A 14,504-nucleotide genomic window follows, 5' to 3' on the forward strand; every position below is an offset into this window, starting at 1 on the left:
CATGTTCAAGAAGATCCTGGTTGCAAACCGGGGGGAAATCGCCCTCCGGATTCAGCGCGCCTGCAGCGAGCTCGGCATCAAGGCCGTGATGGTCTATTCCGAGGCTGACCGCGACGCCAAGTACATCAAGCTCGCCGAAGAGGCCGTGTGCATCGGCCCGGCCCCCTCGTCGCAGAGCTACCTCAACATGCCGGCGATCATCTCGGCGGCCGAGGTGACGGACGCCGAGGCGATCCACCCCGGTTACGGCTTCCTGAGCGAGAACGCCAACTTCGCCGAGCGCGTGGAGCAAAGCGGCTTCCAGTTCATCGGCCCGACGCCCGACAACATCCGCACGATGGGCGACAAGGTGTCGGCCAAGCAGGCCATGATCAAGGCCGGCGTGCCCTGCGTGCCCGGCTCGGAGGGTGAGCTCTCGGACGACGCCGCGACCAACAAGCGCATTGCGCGCGCCATCGGCTACCCGGTCATCATCAAGGCGGCGGGCGGCGGCGGTGGCCGCGGCATGCGCGTGGTGCACACCGAGGCGGCACTGGTCAATGCGATCCAGATGACCAAGGCGGAAGCCGGCGCGGCCTTCAACAATCCGGCCGTGTACATGGAGAAGTTCCTCCAGAACCCGCGCCACATCGAGATCCAGGTGCTTGCCGACAAGCACAAGAACGCCGTCTATCTCGGCGAGCGCGACTGCTCCATGCAGCGCCGCCACCAGAAGGTGATCGAGGAATCGCCCGCGCCCGGCATCCCGCGCAAGCTGATCGAGAAGATCGGCGAGCGTTGCGCCGCGGCCTGCAAGAAGATCGGCTACCGCGGTGCCGGCACCTTCGAGTTCCTCTACGAGAACGGCGAGTTCTACTTCATCGAGATGAACACGCGCGTGCAGGTGGAGCACCCGGTGACCGAGTTCACCACCGGCATCGACATCGTCAAGACGCAGATCATGGTCGCCGCCGGCGAGAAGCTGCCGTTCACGCAGCGCCAGATCCAGATGCACGGCCACGCCATCGAGTGCCGCATCAACGCGGAAGACGCCTGGAAGTTCACCCCCTCGCCGGGCCGCATCACCATGTGGCATCCGCCGGGCGGCCCGGGCGTTCGCGTCGACTCGCACGCGTACACCAACTACTTCGTGCCGCCGAACTACGACTCGATGATCGGCAAGATCATCGTGTACGGCGACACGCGCGAGCAGGCCATGGCCCGCATGCGCACGGCGCTGAACGAGACGGTGATCGAAGGCATCCAGACCAACATCCCGCTGCACCGCGAGCTGATGGTCGACGCCAAGTTCATGAGTGGCGGCACCAACATCCACTACCTCGAAGAGTGGCTGGCCGCACACAAGCGCTGAGCCTGGAATATCGCGATGTTTGAACTCCGCCTGATGGCGCCGGAAGACCGGGTCGATACGCTGTGCGAGGCGCTCGATGCACTCGATGCATTGAGCGTGTCGGTGGAAGACGCCGACGCGCAGACCGACGCCGAGCAGGCGCTGTTCGGCGAGCCGGGCATGCCGCCGCCGAAAGAGGGCTGGCAGCGTTCGCGCGTGATCGCTCTGTTTCCCGACGAAGCCCAGGCGAAGGAAGCCTCGTCCGTGCTCGCGCTGCAGGATTTCTTCGAAGGCTGCGAGGTGCTCGGCATCGCGCAGGTGCCCGAGCAGGACTGGGTGCGCCTGACGCAGTCGCAGTTCGCGCCCGTCGAAGTCACGCCCGAGTTCTGGATCGTGCCGACGTGGCATGAGCCGCCCGGGCAGGCGAAGCAGGTGATCCGGCTCGATCCGGGCCTGGCTTTCGGCACCGGCACGCATCCCACCACGCGCATGTGCCTGCGCTGGATCGCGACCCAGGGCGAGGGCGCGCTGGCCAGCCTGCGCGTGCTCGACTACGGCTGCGGCTCCGGCATCCTGGCGATCGGCGCGGCGAAGTTCGGTTCGACGGACATCGACGCCGTCGACATCGACGAGGCAGCGGTTTCCTCGACCGTGCTCAATGCCGAGGCCAACGGCGTGAAGCTGAAGGCCGGGCTGCCCGAAGCCGCCAAGGGCGAATACGACATCGTGCTCGCCAACATCCTGGCCACGCCGCTCAAGGTGCTCGCGCCCCTGCTGCGCAGCCACGTCAAGGCGGGCGGATCGCTCGTCATGGCCGGCATCCTCGAGCGCCAGGCCGAGGAGCTGAAAGAGGCCTACGCGCCGTACGCCACGCTCGAAGTCAGCGACGCCGAGGACGGCTGGATCCTCATGACCGCTCGCTGCTGAGCGGTCGCTGCGCGCGGCTGGCCGGCTTTTTGCGTCGCCTTGCAGCCCTCCCGCGGCGAGGGCGCAACCCTACAATCGCCCGGTCATGAGCCTTGTCACGCGCTGCCCCGCCTGCACCACCACCTTCAAGGTGGTGCGCGACCAGCTTCGCATCTCGGATGGCTGGGTGCGCTGCGGCCGCTGCAGCAACGTGTTCGACGCCACGCTCGACCTGCACGAGACGGCCGACGGTTCGCCGGCACCGGTGCAGGGCAGCGGCTACATGCCGGGACTGGTCGAGCAGCAGCCTGCCGCCGAGGCTTCGCCACCCGCGCCTGCGCCCGAGCCCCTGATTGAAGAAGAAGAGCCGGCACCCGCTGCATCGACGACCGAGGACGCGGATTTCTTCGACGACGAGCCCGAGCATCAGCATCGGTCCCGCGAGGAAGAGGATCTGCTGCCGCCGGATGCCCTGGTGCTCGCGCCGGCCCCGGCGGTCGTGTCGCCTCCGGCGCAAGACCGCTCGCCACCGCCACCGTCCGCGCCTCTGCCTGCGTTCTCGCTGACCCTGCCCGAGCACGGCATCGCCGCCGACGAGCCGTGGTCCGACCTCGACGTCAGCGAGCCTGCCTGGAGGCCGCCGCCGAGCACGCTGCCGCCGTTCCCGAACATCGACCTGAATCTCGCGGCGCCGCCTCCTGCGCCGCCACCCCCGGCTCCGCCGCTGCCTGTCGCTTCGCGCGCCAAGGCGACGACGATGCGCACGCTGATCGAGCGTGCCAGCGACGAAGGCGAAGATGCGGAGCGGGAGAGGGCACGCGAGCAGCAGGAGAAAGAGCACGACCAGGTGCAGATGCAGAAGGCGCTGCGCCGTGCACGCGCCAAGTCGGCCAAGATCGCGAGCGCCAAGGCGCGCGAGGAGCGTGTTGCTGCGCAGGCTCCGGCCATCGTGGTGCAGGCGGAGAGCGAGCCCGAGCTGAATGCGCGCGCTTCGGATTTCGAACTGCCGGTGGGGCATCCCTTTGCCGACGAAGACGATTCCGCGGAAAAGCAGGCGGGCTTCTGGCAACGCAAGGGCGTGCGCGTCGTGCTGATCCTGCTGGTGGTGCTTGCCGCGTTGCTGCTCGTCCTGCAGATCATCCGCCACGAGCGCGACGGCATCGTCGCGCGCCAGCCCAACCTGCGGCCCGCGCTGGCGGCGCTGTGCCAGTACACGGGCTGCGAGCTCGGCGCGCTGCGCCAGATCGGCGACATCGTGATCGAAGGCGCGGCCTTCGCGCGCGAGAAGAGCGGCGGCAACGACTACCGCCTGAGCTTCACCCTGCGCAACGGCGCCACCGTGCCGCTTGCGATGCCGGCCGTCGAGCTCTCGCTGCTCGACACGCAGGAGCGCGCCGTGGTGCGTCGCGTGCTGATGCCGGCGGACTACGGTGCCTCGGCGGTGCTGGCTGCGCGCGCCGATCGCGCTGCCTCGCTGCCTCTTACCCTGTCTGCTTCCGAAGCGGCGGCACTACCGCCTGTCGCGGGTTATCGCGTCGAGGCTTTCTATCCCTGAGCGGGGCGCGTGCACGCATGCGTCCCTCTCGTTTTCATCCACTCAACACAACCAACGGCTAACCATGGCAGCAGTGATTTGCGGTTCCCTCGCATTCGACACCATCATGACTTTCGAGGGCCGGTTCGCCGACCAGATCCTTCCGGACCAGCTGCACATCCTCAATGTGTCCTTCCTGGTGCCGACGCTACGCCGTGACTTCGGCGGCTGCGCGGGCAACATCGCATACAGCCTCAATGCGCTGGGCGGCGCCGCGCTACCCATGGCCACGCTCGGCAGCGACGGCGCCACGTACCTCGAGCGCATGCGCTCGCTGGGCATCAGCACGGAGTTCGTGCGCCAGCTCGACGACACCTTCACCGCGCAGGCGATGATCATGAGCGACGTCGACAACAACCAGATCACCGCCTTCCACCCCGGCGCGATGCAGCAGGCGCACATCACCAAGGTGGCGGCGCGCGACGACATCAAGCTCGGCATCATCGCGCCCGATGGCCGCGATGCCATGCTGCAGCACGCGGAGCAGTTCGCCGCCGCCGGCATTCCCTTCGTGTTCGATCCGGGCCAGGGCCTGCCGATGTTCGACGGCGAGGCGCTGCGCCATTTCGTCGAGCTCGCGAGCTGGGTGGTGGTGAACGACTACGAAGGCAAGATGCTGTCGCAGCGCACCGGCTGGAGTCTGGCCGAGATCTCGAAGCGCGTGCGTGGCCTGGTGGTCACGCTGGCGGCCGAGGGCTGCGAGGTATGGACGAACGGCGAGCGCGAGCACGTGCCGGGCGTGGTGGCTACCGAGGTCGTCGAGCCCACGGGCTGCGGCGACGCATGGCGCGGCGCGCTGCTGTTCGGGCTGGAAAAGGGCTGGTCGCTCGCGCAATGCGCTGCGCTGGGCAACAAGGTGGGTGCGATCAAGATCGCGCAGCGCGGCCCGCAGAACTACGAGATCGATCGCAAGGCGCTGGGTCTCTGATCCTTCTTTCCACAAGCGTCCCGGCGAGGCTGGGGCGATGGGGGAATAAAAAAAGCCCGGCACCGTGAGGTGCCGGGCTTTTTGCCTTCAAGGCCGCTGAGAAGCTCAGGGCTTGCTGGCCGTGGGGAACGGCCAGGCTGCCTGGGGATTCAGCGTCGTTTGCGCCGCAGGGGCAGGCGCTACGGCGGCAGCCTTGGCAGGGGCAGCGGCCTTGGGAGCCTTCTTCGCAGCAGGCTTCTTGGCAGCAGGCTTTTTCGCGGCTTTCTTGGCCGCAGCCTTTTTGGCAGGGGCCTTCTTGGCAGCAGCCTTCTTCGCAGGCGCCTTCTTGGCAGCGGCCTTCTTCGCCGGGGCCTTCTTGGCAGCAGCCTTCTTCGCAGGCGCCTTCTTCGCTACGGCCTTCTTCGCCGGAGCCTTCTTGGCAGCGGCCTTCTTGGCCGGTGCTGCCTTCTTCGCTGCTACCTTCTTGGCAGGAGCCTTCTTGGCAGCGACCTTCTTGGCCGGTGCCTTCTTGGCGGCTACCTTCTTGGCAGGAGCCTTCTTGGCGGCCACGGCCTTCTTTGCCGGAGCCTTCTTTGCAGCGGCTTTCTTAGCCGGAGCTTTCTTTGCAGTTGCCATTTCTATTTCTCCTTGATCAAGTTGAAAAAATCAACCTATTGAAGCACTCCACGCACGTTGGGTAACGTGAAGCGATTCATGGTGTTGGAATCTTTGCTCCAGCACCATGAACACCTGAGCCCTCGTCCATGCCGCGCTCTTCGGCGCGATCGGTGGCAAGGGCAATTCTTGAATTCATTAATTCTTGTCGAAAGATTCAATCCCAGGAGAGCGCGCCACCCGACTGGTATTCGATCACGCGGGTTTCGAAGAAATTGCGCTCTTTCTTCAGGTCAATCATTTCGCTCATCCACGGGAACGGATTTTCTTCGTTCGGGAAGAGCGTTTCGAGGCCGATCTGCTGTGCACGCCGGTTGGCGATGTAGCGCAGGTAGCCCTTGAACATGGAGGCGTTCATGCCGAGCACGCCACGGGGCATGGTGTCTTCGGCGTATTTGTATTCGAGCTCGACGGCGCGCAGGAAGAGCGCCTTGATCTCCGCCTTGAACTCCGCCGTCCAGAGGCCGGGGTTCTCGAGCTTGAGCTGGTTGATCAGGTCGATGCCGAAATTGCAGTGCATCGACTCGTCGCGCAGGATGTACTGGTACTGCTCGGCGGCGCCGGTCATCTTGTTCTGGCGGCCCAGCGCGAGGATCTGCGTGAAGCCGACGTAGAAGAAGAGGCCTTCCATCAGGCAGGCGAACACGATGAGCGACTTGAGCAGCTTCTGGTCGGCCTCGGGCGTGCCGGTCTTGAAGTTGGGGTCGCTGATGGCATCGATGAACGGGATCAGGAACTGGTCCTTCTCGCGGATCGACGGCACTTCGTTGTAGGCGTTGAAGATCTCGCTCTCGTCCAGGCCGAGCGATTCGACGATGTACTGGTACGCGTGCGTGTGGATCGCTTCCTCGAAGGCCTGGCGCAGCAGGAACTGGCGGCATTCGGGGGCCGTGATGTGGCGGTAGGTGCCCAGCACGATGTTGTTGGCGGCCAGCGAGTCGGCGGTCACGAAGAAGCCGAGGTTGCGCTTGACGATGCGGCGCTCGTCTTCGCTCAGGCCGTTCGGATCTTTCCACAGCGCGATGTCGCGCGTCATGTTCACTTCCTGCGGCATCCAGTGGTTGGCGCAGGTGGCGAGGTACTTCTCCCACGCCCACTTGTACTTGAACGGCACCAGCTGGTTGACGTCGGTCTGGCCGTTGATGATGCGCTTGTCGGAAGCCTTGACGCGCTGGGTGGATTGGGTGGTGGCGGCAGGCGTTGCTGCTGCCGCTGCAACCGGGCGCACTGCAGCGCTGTCATCGAGCGTGCTGAATGTGCGGAGGGCAGGTTGCGCGATCGACGAAGTCGGAGCGTCCACCGAACGGCCTGCGGGCAAGCCGCTGGTCGATGCGTTGTGGTGCTGCAAACCTTGTTGCATATCCTTTGGTAAGGAGGGCTTGACTTCTTCGTCCCAGGTCAACATAGAAAAATCCAATGCTCAAATTATCGGAGTAACGATGTGAGTTGCAAAGTGCCCGTTCACATCGCACGCCATTTATGTGGTTGTTATGTTGCTCGCATGCATCGCGCGATGTCAGTCAATGGCTTCATTGAATGAACGTCGCGCGATTTTTCGCATGCACCTCACTGACTGACTGTCGCGAGCATCGACGCGTTTATTGGCACGCTTCGCAGGTCGGATCGTCCACGCCGCAGAACGCGATGTCGGTAGCGGGAATCGCGCTCATCTGAGCCCTCGCTGCAGCCGCTGCTGCTTCGAGTGCGCTCATGCCCGAGGGGGCGTCGCCGCTGCCCGACGACACCGCGTTGAGGCGGCCCGACTGCACCGTCGACTTCTCGGCGTGCGTCGCGCTCTGCGTGCGCAGGTAGTAGGTGGTCTTCAGGCCGCGCAGCCATGCGAGCTTGTAGGTGTCGTCGAGCTTCTTGCCCGATGCGCCGGCCATGTAGATGTTCAGCGACTGCGCCTGGTCGATCCACTTCTGGCGACGCGCGGCGGCTTCCACCAGCCAGGTGGTCTCGATCTCGAACGCGGTGGCGTAGAGCGCCTTCACGTCCTGCGGCACGCGGTCGATGGGGCGCAGCGAGCCGTCGAAGTGCTTCAGGTCCATCACCATCACGTCGTCCCACAGGCCCAGGCGCTTCAGGTCGCGCACCAGGTAGTGGTTGATCACGGTGAATTCGCCCGACAGGTTCGACTTGACCGAGAGGTTGCCGAAGCAGGGCTCGATCGAGGCGTCCACGCCGATGATGTTCGAGATGGTCGCGGTCGGGGCGATGGCCACGCAGTTCGAATTGCGCATGCCGTCGGCCTTGATCTTCGAGCGCAGTGCGTCCCAGTCGAGGGTGGCCGAGCGGTCGACCTCGACGTAGCCGCCGCGTTCCTTTTCCAGCAGGTCGAGCGAGTCGATCGGCAGGATGCCCTTGTCCCACAGCGAGCCCTTGTAGCTCGAGTATTTGCCGCGTTCCTTGGCCAGCTCGGTCGACGCCCAGTAGGCGTGGTAGCAGATGGCTTCCATCGACTCGTCGGCGAACTGCACGGCTTCCTGCGAGGCGTAGGGAATGCGCAGCTCGTACAGCGCGTCCTGGAAGCCCATCAGGCCCAGGCCGACCGGACGGTGGCGCAGGTTCGAGTCGCGCGCCTTCTTCACGGCGTAGTAGTTGATGTCGATCACGTTGTCGAGCATGCGCATCGCGGTCGACACGGTCTTCTTCAGCTTCTCCTGGTCGACCTTGCCGTCCTTCAGGTGCTGCAGCAGGTTCACCGAGCCCAGGTTGCACACGGCGGTTTCGGTGTCGCTGGTGTTCAGCGTGATCTCGGTGCAGAGGTTCGACGAGTGCACCACGCCGGCGTGCTGCTGCGGCGAGCGCACGTTGCAGGCGTCCTTGAACGTGATCCAGGGGTGGCCGGTCTCGAACAGCATCGTGAGCATCTTGCGCCACAGGTCGGTCGCCTGGATGGTGCGGCTCGGCTTGATCTCGCCGCGGGCAGCCTTCTCTTCGTAGGCGACGTAGGCCTTCTCGAAGTCGGCGCCGAACAGGTCGTGCAGGTCGGGCACGTTCGACGGCGAGAACAGCGTCCAGGTGCCCTTTTCCATCACGCGGCGCATGAACAGGTCGGGGATCCAGTTGGCGGTGTTCATGTCGTGCGTGCGGCGGCGGTCGTCGCCGGTGTTCTTGCGCAGCTCCAGGAACTCCTCGATGTCGAGGTGCCAGGTTTCGAGGTACGTGCAGACGGCGCCCTTGCGCTTGCCGCCCTGGTTCACGGCCACGGCCGTGTCGTTCACCACCTTCAGGAACGGCACCACGCCCTGCGATTCGCCGTTCGTACCCTTGATGTGGCTGCCCAGCGCACGCACGCGGGTCCAGTCGTTGCCCAGGCCGCCGGCGAACTTCGACAGCAGCGCGTTTTCCTTGATCGACTCGTAGATGCCGTCCAGGTCGTCCGGCACGGTCGTCAGGTAGCAGCTCGACAGCTGCGAGCGCAGCGTGCCGGCGTTGAACAGCGTCGGCGTGCTCGACATGAAGTCGAACGACGACAGCACTTCGTAGAACTCGATGGCGCGGGCTTCGCGGTCGATTTCATTGAGCGACAGGCCCATGGCCACGCGCATGAAGAAGGCCTGCGGCAGCTCGATGCGGGTCTTGCGCACGTGCAGGAAGTAGCGGTCGTACAGGGTCTGCAGGCCGAGGTAGTCGAACTGGTTGTCGCGCTCGGGCTTCAGGGCCGCGCCCAGGCGGGCCAGGTCGTACTGCAGCAGCTTCTCGTCGAGCAGGTCGTTGTCCACGCCCTTCTTGATGAACTGCGGGAAGTAGTCGGCGTAGGCGGTGGCGCGGTCGGCGGGCAGCACTTCGCGGCCGATGATCTCCTTGAAGATCGTGTGCAGCAGCAGGCGCGCGGTGGCGAAGGTGTAGTCGGGATCCTTCTCGATCAGCGTGCGGGCAGCGAGGATGGAGGCCTTGTAGACCTCGTCGAGCGGCACGCCGTCGTACAGGTTGCGCATCGTCTCGGCGACGATGGGCGCGGCCGTGATGCTGTCGCCCAGGCCCGTGCAGGCGGATTCGATCAGGCCCTTGAGCTCGTTCAGGTCGAGAGCGACCAGCTCGCCGTTGTCCAGCACGTGCAGCGCGGGCGCGGCCGGCACTTCCTGCTCGCCCTGCTTCGAGCGCTCCTGCGTGCGGCGCTCGCGGTACAGCACGTAGGCGCGGGCGATCTCATGATGGCCGCCGCGCATCAGGCCGAGCTCGACCTGATCCTGCACGTCCTCGATGTGGAAGGTGCCGCCGCCCGGACGCGAACGCACCAGCGCGCGGATCACGCCCTGCGTGAGCGTGTCGACCGTCTCGCGCACGCTGGCCGAGGCCGCGCCCTGGGTGCCGTGCACGGCCAGGAAGGCCTTCATCATCGCGATGGCGATCTTGTTCGGCTCGAAGGGAACGACTGCGCCGTTGCGGCGGATGATCTGGTAGTGGGCCAGGTTCTGGCCGGAGGGAGAGCCAGCAGTGTCTCGCTGCTGTTGCGGTGGCGTCGAGGGAACGGCACGCGGGGTCGATTGGGGGTTCAGGGCTGTTTGCATTCGCTTCCTCTCGGTTGGCAATTCTTGTTGGATGGCGGCACCTGTTCCAGCGCCGCACCGGTGTACGGGACCGGACGGAGGACACTATATCTAGGGTGCAGGAGGCATACAACCCACTAGATGTAGCGTTTTCCAATGGATACACGGATTGCCGGTATTACTTCCGCAATAGGCCACGGGCGAAGATGCCGCGTGAATACTGGCCTATGGTCACGCAACCCGCATGGGGCGTGGCTTGCAGGCCGATTTGGGCCTGCAGGGCGCATGGTTGCTGCATCGCGCGTTTGCGATTTTCGCATTGTTGCGCCGCGGGAGCGGCGCATCGCGAGGCGTCGCGCGATTGAAAAAATTAGAGCTGCCTGACCTGCTCAGGAAACATCTGTGGATTCCAGCCCAGTTGTTCGCGCAGCAGACGCCAGTCGAAGCCCGCGCCCGGGTCCTGCTTGCGGCCCGGCGCGATGTGCTCGTGCCCGGCGACGTGGGCGACCGGAAATCGCTGTGCGATGGCGGCGCACAGGCTCGCGAGCGTCTCGTATTGCGGCTCCTCGAAGAGCTGGCCTTCGAGGCCCTCGAGCTCGATGCCGATGGAGTCGTCGTTGCAGTTGCCGCGACCGCGCCACGACGACACGCCGGCATGCCACGCGCGATCGTCGCAGCTCACGAACTGCCAGAGCTCGCCGTTGCGCCGCACGTAGAAATGCGACGAAACCTCCAGCCCGCGGATCGACTGGAAATAGGGATGCGCATCCCAGTCGAGCCGGTTGGTGAAGAGCCGCTGCACCGCGTCGCCGCCGTATTCGCCGGGCGGCAGGCTGATCGAGTGCAGCACGATGAGGTCGATCTGCGCGCCTTGCGGCCGGGGCCCGAAATTGGGCGAGGGCAGGGCTTTCGCGAAGCGGTACCAGCCGGCCTGCCAGAGTCCGTCTTCGGCCCGGGCTTCTTCAGTCGTCGGCATGGCTGCTGCTCGCGCCGTCGTCACCGTTGGGCGTGGTGATGCCCAGTCGCGCGATGCGGTAGCGGATCTGGCGCAGACTCATGCCGAGCCGTGCGGCGGCCGCGGTGCGGTTGAAGCCGCTCTCGTGCAGCGCGCGCACGAGGATCTCGCGCTCCTGCTGGTCGAGGTAGGCCTGCAGGTCGGAGGGCAGCGGCGGGGGCGCGACCTTCGCAGGTGCGACCGGTGCGGCGATCGGCAGCGCAGCCGCGGGGACGACGGGCGCGTCGGCAGCGGGCGAGAGCGGAGCCGGCGCGGATGCCGCGGCTTCGGCCGCGGCCGTGAAGCCGCCCATCAGGTCGAGGTGCAGCTCGTCGCCGTCGTTCAGCGCCACCGCGCGGTGCAGCAGGTTCTCGAGCTCGCGCACGTTGCCGTTCAGCGGATGCTGCGCGAGGCGGCGCAGCAGGTCGTCCGACAGATGCGGCACCGGCAGGCCGCCGTCCTGCGCGATGCGCGAGAGCAGCGCGTTGCACAGCGCGGGCAGGTCCTCGCGGCGGTCGCGCAGCGCGGGCACCGCGATCTCGATCACGTTGAGGCGGTAGAAAAGATCCTGGCGGAAGCGGCCGGCCTGCACTTCGGAGTGCAGGTCTTTATGAGTAGCGCTGACGATGCGCACGTCGACGGCGTCTTCCTGAGTCGAGCCGATCGAGCGCACGCTGCGCTCCTGGATCGCGCGCAGCAGCTTCGACTGCATGGCCAGCGGCAGGTCGCCGATCTCGTCGAGAAAGAGCGTGCCGCCGCGCGCGGCCTGGAAGTAGCCGTCGCGGTCCTGCGACGAGCCGGTGTAGGAGCCCTTCTTCGCGCCGAAGAATTCGGCCTCGAGCAGGTTCTCGGGAATCGCGCCGCAGTTCACCGCGACGAAGGGGCCTTCGCTGCGCTGGCTGCAGGCATGCACCGCGCGCGCGACCAGTTCCTTGCCGGTGCCGGATTCGCCGCGCACCAGCACCGGCGCCATGCCGCGCGCCACCTTGGCGATGCGCGACTTGACGAGCCGCATCGGTTCCGATTCGCCCACGAGGCGGTCGAGCGCGGCGATGCCGGTGCCGGAAGTGACCGGCGCTGCCTCTCCCGCTGCATTGCCGGTGCTCGCGGGGGCCGCCTGGGCGGGCTTGGCCACCGGCTGCGGCGCCGTCCGCGCCTGCACGGCGGAAGCCACGACTGCGCGGAACTGCTTCAGGTCGACCGGCTTCGTGAGGTAGTCGAAGGCGCCGGCCTTCAGCGCCTCGACCGCGTTCTCGGCCGAGCCGTAGGCCGTCATCACCACGCAGCGCTCGCTGCGCTGGTCCTTCTGGATGCGGTGGATGATCTCCATGCCCTGTCCGTCGGGCAGCCGCATGTCGGTGATCACCGCGTCGAAGCGGCCGGCCTCCAGGTGCTGCCAGGCTTCGGACACGCTGCCCGCCGCCTCGACGCGATAGCCCTCGCGCAGCAGCGTCAGCTCGTAGAGCGTGCGCAGGTCGGGCTCGTCGTCGATGACCAGGATCTGCGCCGGTCGCTGGGTGGAAGAGGAGGTCGGGGTGCTCACGGCGCTATTGTGTCAGCCGGTTTTCGCTGGCGGCGAAGCTGACGAAGAATTCGTTGCCCTCGGGCCCGCCCGGCACCAGCGCGCGCCGCTCGTAGCCGATGGTGGCGCCGTGCCGCCGGCACAGCTCGCGGCAAAGGAACAGGCCGAGCCCGCTGGAGCGGCTCTCGGAAGAAAAGAAGGGCTCGAACAGGTGCCGCTGCACCGCCGGCTCCAGCGGCGCGCCGTCGCTCCACACCATCAGGCTCGGGCGGCTGCTGCCGCTTCGCTGCTGCGCGGTCAGCACCTGGATCGCGCCCTCGCGCGTGCTGGCGTAGCGCGAGGCGTTGTCCAGCAGGTTCACGATCAGGCGGCGCAGGTGCTCGGCGTCGAAGCGCACGTCGCAGTTGGGCGCGTCGAGCGACACCAGCACGCCCTTGCGCTGGGTCTGGCGCACCCATTCCTCGGCCAGTACCTGCACGGCCGGGTCGAGCACCAGCTGCTCGCCCAGCGACAGCACGCGCTGCTGGCGCGCGCGGGAAACGTCGAGCACGTCGTCCACGATGCGCGCGAGGCGCTGGGCGTTGTGCTGCACCATGCTCGTGAGCTTGCGGTGCGCGGGGTCGGTCAGGTCCTCGTTGAGCAGCGCGCTGGCCTGCGTGATGGCGGCCAGAGGGTTGCGGATCTCGTGCGCCACGGCCGCCGACATGCGGCCCATCGCCGCCAGCTTCTCGGTGCGGATGCGGGCCTCGAGCTCGCGCAGGTCCTGCAGGAACATCACGCAAAGGCTGTCCGCGCGCTTCTCGCTGGTGGGTGTGAGCCGCGTGCGCACGCGCACCTCGCGCGCCGCGCCGCGCGCCTGCGCCACCGGGATTTCTTCCGACTGCGGTGCCCGCCGCGCGAAGGTCTGCCGCGCCAGCGCCGCGAGCGCATGCCAGGCGGGTTGGGCATGCAGCGGGAACGGCAGCGTCAGCTTCGCCAGCCCCTGGCCGAGGATGGCGTCGGCTGCCGGGTTGGCCGCATGCACCAGGCCCTCGGCATCGATCACCAGCACGCCTTCGCTCAGCGTCTCGATCACCAGGTCGTTGACCTGTGCCTGCATCTGCGCGCTGCTGCGGTTGCGCTGCGCCACGGCCTCCTCGCGGGCCAGCCGGCGCGCCATCTCGTGCGCGAGCAGCGCCACCACGAAGAAGCCGGTGCCGGTGAGCGCCGCCTGCACGAAACGCGGCGACGAGTCGCCCGACTGCTGCAGCCAGTGCCAGCCCGCGTCGGCGAGCAGCAGCAGCGTGACGGTGGCGGAGGTGCCAAGGCTCACGATCATGGTGCCCAGCACCGCGCTCATGAGCACCGGCAGCGCGAACAGCGGCGTGTAGTTGACGTTGCCGCCCTGCAGCACCTGCAAGGCGGTGAAGGCCGCCAGGTCGATGCCGATGGTCAGCAGCCAAAGGGTGGTGAAGCCGCGGATCGGCGGCTGGAAGCGCGTGTAGCGCATGCCGAGCCAGGCCGTGGCCAGGTACAGCGCCGAGGTGGCGATGGCCGCCGGCTGCATCGTCTGCCCGATCGCGAAGGCCACGCCCTGCAGCAGCATCAGCACCAGCGCGACGAAGCAGCGCGCGCCCATGAAGCCGCGCCAGAGCCGACCCAGCGCCGTGGTTTCGCCGGGGCCCTGGTCGAGCACGTCCCAGTCGGTGACCGGCTCGCCGCGCGACCAGATCGGGGAGCTCATTGCCTTGCTGCGGCTTCGCGGTGCGCGGTGCTGCAGTAGACCGCGCCTCCGGGGCCGGCGATGGCCTCGGTCGCGGGCAGGTGCAGCCCGCAGTGGGCGCAGCGCACCATGGCCTGCGGTGTGCCCGCCGTCGTGCGCTGCTGTTGCTCCTGCGCCTTGGCCGCGCGCTCGCGCATGGCGTCGCGCATCTCTTCGCGCCGGTTCTTGCGCCAGAGCCAGATCGCGACCCATAGCACCGCGAGGACGAGTAGGTATTTCATTTCAACTGGCCATTGCGCTTTCCGCTGCTTGCACGCCATGGAACCGGCATGGCCAGTTCAAGGGACAACGCGGAGCCGGCTTTGCCGGGCCGCAGGT

At 66.8% G+C, this 14,504-nt stretch carries 11 protein-coding genes; 4 read left to right on the forward strand and 7 right to left on the reverse strand.

The features are described 5' to 3' along the window. Window position 1 precedes the first annotated feature (1 nt). From accC to EJP69_RS09455, 4 genes are all read left to right on the forward strand, one after another. Window positions 2-1,351, forward strand: a complete 1,350-nt coding sequence (gene accC, locus EJP69_RS09440; RefSeq protein ID WP_126469652.1) for an acetyl-CoA carboxylase biotin carboxylase subunit — start codon at window positions 2-4, stop codon at window positions 1,349-1,351. Window positions 1,352-1,366: 15 nt separating this feature from the next. Continuing rightward, window positions 1,367-2,257: a 50S ribosomal protein L11 methyltransferase gene (gene prmA / locus EJP69_RS09445; RefSeq protein ID WP_126469654.1), complete on the forward strand. Its 891-nt coding sequence runs from the start codon at window positions 1,367-1,369 to the stop codon at window positions 2,255-2,257. An 85-nt stretch (window positions 2,258-2,342) separates the two neighbouring features. Further along, window positions 2,343-3,791: a zinc-ribbon and DUF3426 domain-containing protein gene (locus EJP69_RS09450; RefSeq protein WP_126469656.1), complete on the forward strand. Its 1,449-nt coding sequence runs from the start codon at window positions 2,343-2,345 to the stop codon at window positions 3,789-3,791. A gap of 64 nt (window positions 3,792-3,855) precedes the next feature. After that, entirely contained in the window at window positions 3,856-4,758 is a 903-nt protein-coding gene (locus tag EJP69_RS09455; RefSeq protein ID WP_126469658.1) for a carbohydrate kinase family protein, read from the forward strand. Window positions 4,759-4,863: 105 nt separating this feature from the next. On the opposite strand, the gene EJP69_RS09460 is transcribed toward EJP69_RS09455, so the two are convergent. The 7 genes from EJP69_RS09460 to EJP69_RS09490 form a co-directional block, all read right to left on the reverse strand. Beyond that, window positions 4,864-5,373 carry a histone H1-like DNA-binding protein gene (locus EJP69_RS09460; RefSeq protein WP_019656794.1) on the reverse strand — a complete coding sequence of 170 codons (510 nt, stop codon included), beginning with the start codon at window positions 5,371-5,373 and terminating at the stop codon, window positions 4,864-4,866. 196 nt (window positions 5,374-5,569) lie between these two features. Further along, window positions 5,570-6,817, reverse strand: a complete 1,248-nt coding sequence (locus EJP69_RS09465; protein ID WP_126469659.1) for a ribonucleotide-diphosphate reductase subunit beta — start codon at window positions 6,815-6,817, stop codon at window positions 5,570-5,572. Window positions 6,818-7,010: 193 nt separating this feature from the next. Beyond that, window positions 7,011-9,929: a ribonucleoside-diphosphate reductase subunit alpha gene (locus EJP69_RS09470; RefSeq protein ID WP_126469661.1), complete on the reverse strand. Its 2,919-nt coding sequence runs from the start codon at window positions 9,927-9,929 to the stop codon at window positions 7,011-7,013. Window positions 9,930-10,278: 349 nt separating this feature from the next. Then, window positions 10,279-10,884, reverse strand: a complete 606-nt coding sequence (ampD, locus tag EJP69_RS09475; protein WP_093196869.1) for a 1,6-anhydro-N-acetylmuramyl-L-alanine amidase AmpD — start codon at window positions 10,882-10,884, stop codon at window positions 10,279-10,281. Further along, the gene (locus tag EJP69_RS09480; protein WP_126469663.1) at window positions 10,871-12,445 is read right to left on the reverse strand and encodes a sigma-54-dependent transcriptional regulator; all 1,575 of its coding nucleotides are present in this window, start codon (window positions 12,443-12,445) and stop codon (window positions 10,871-10,873) included. Before EJP69_RS09480 ends, ampD begins: the two co-directional genes overlap by 14 nt. A 4-nt stretch (window positions 12,446-12,449) precedes the next feature. Then, window positions 12,450-14,147: a two-component system sensor histidine kinase NtrB gene (locus EJP69_RS09485; RefSeq protein WP_093196865.1), complete on the reverse strand. Its 1,698-nt coding sequence runs from the start codon at window positions 14,145-14,147 to the stop codon at window positions 12,450-12,452. Next, on the reverse strand, window positions 14,144-14,407 hold the full coding sequence (locus tag EJP69_RS09490) for a PP0621 family protein (RefSeq protein WP_126469665.1): 264 nt from the start codon (window positions 14,405-14,407) through the stop codon (window positions 14,144-14,146). The genes EJP69_RS09485 and EJP69_RS09490 overlap by 4 nt, the downstream gene beginning before the upstream one ends. Between the last annotated feature and the right edge of the window lie 97 nt (window positions 14,408-14,504).

Origin of the sequence: Variovorax gossypii (assembly GCF_003965815.1) — a bacterium.
Classification (GTDB): Bacteria; Pseudomonadota; Gammaproteobacteria; order Burkholderiales; family Burkholderiaceae_C; genus Variovorax; species Variovorax gossypii.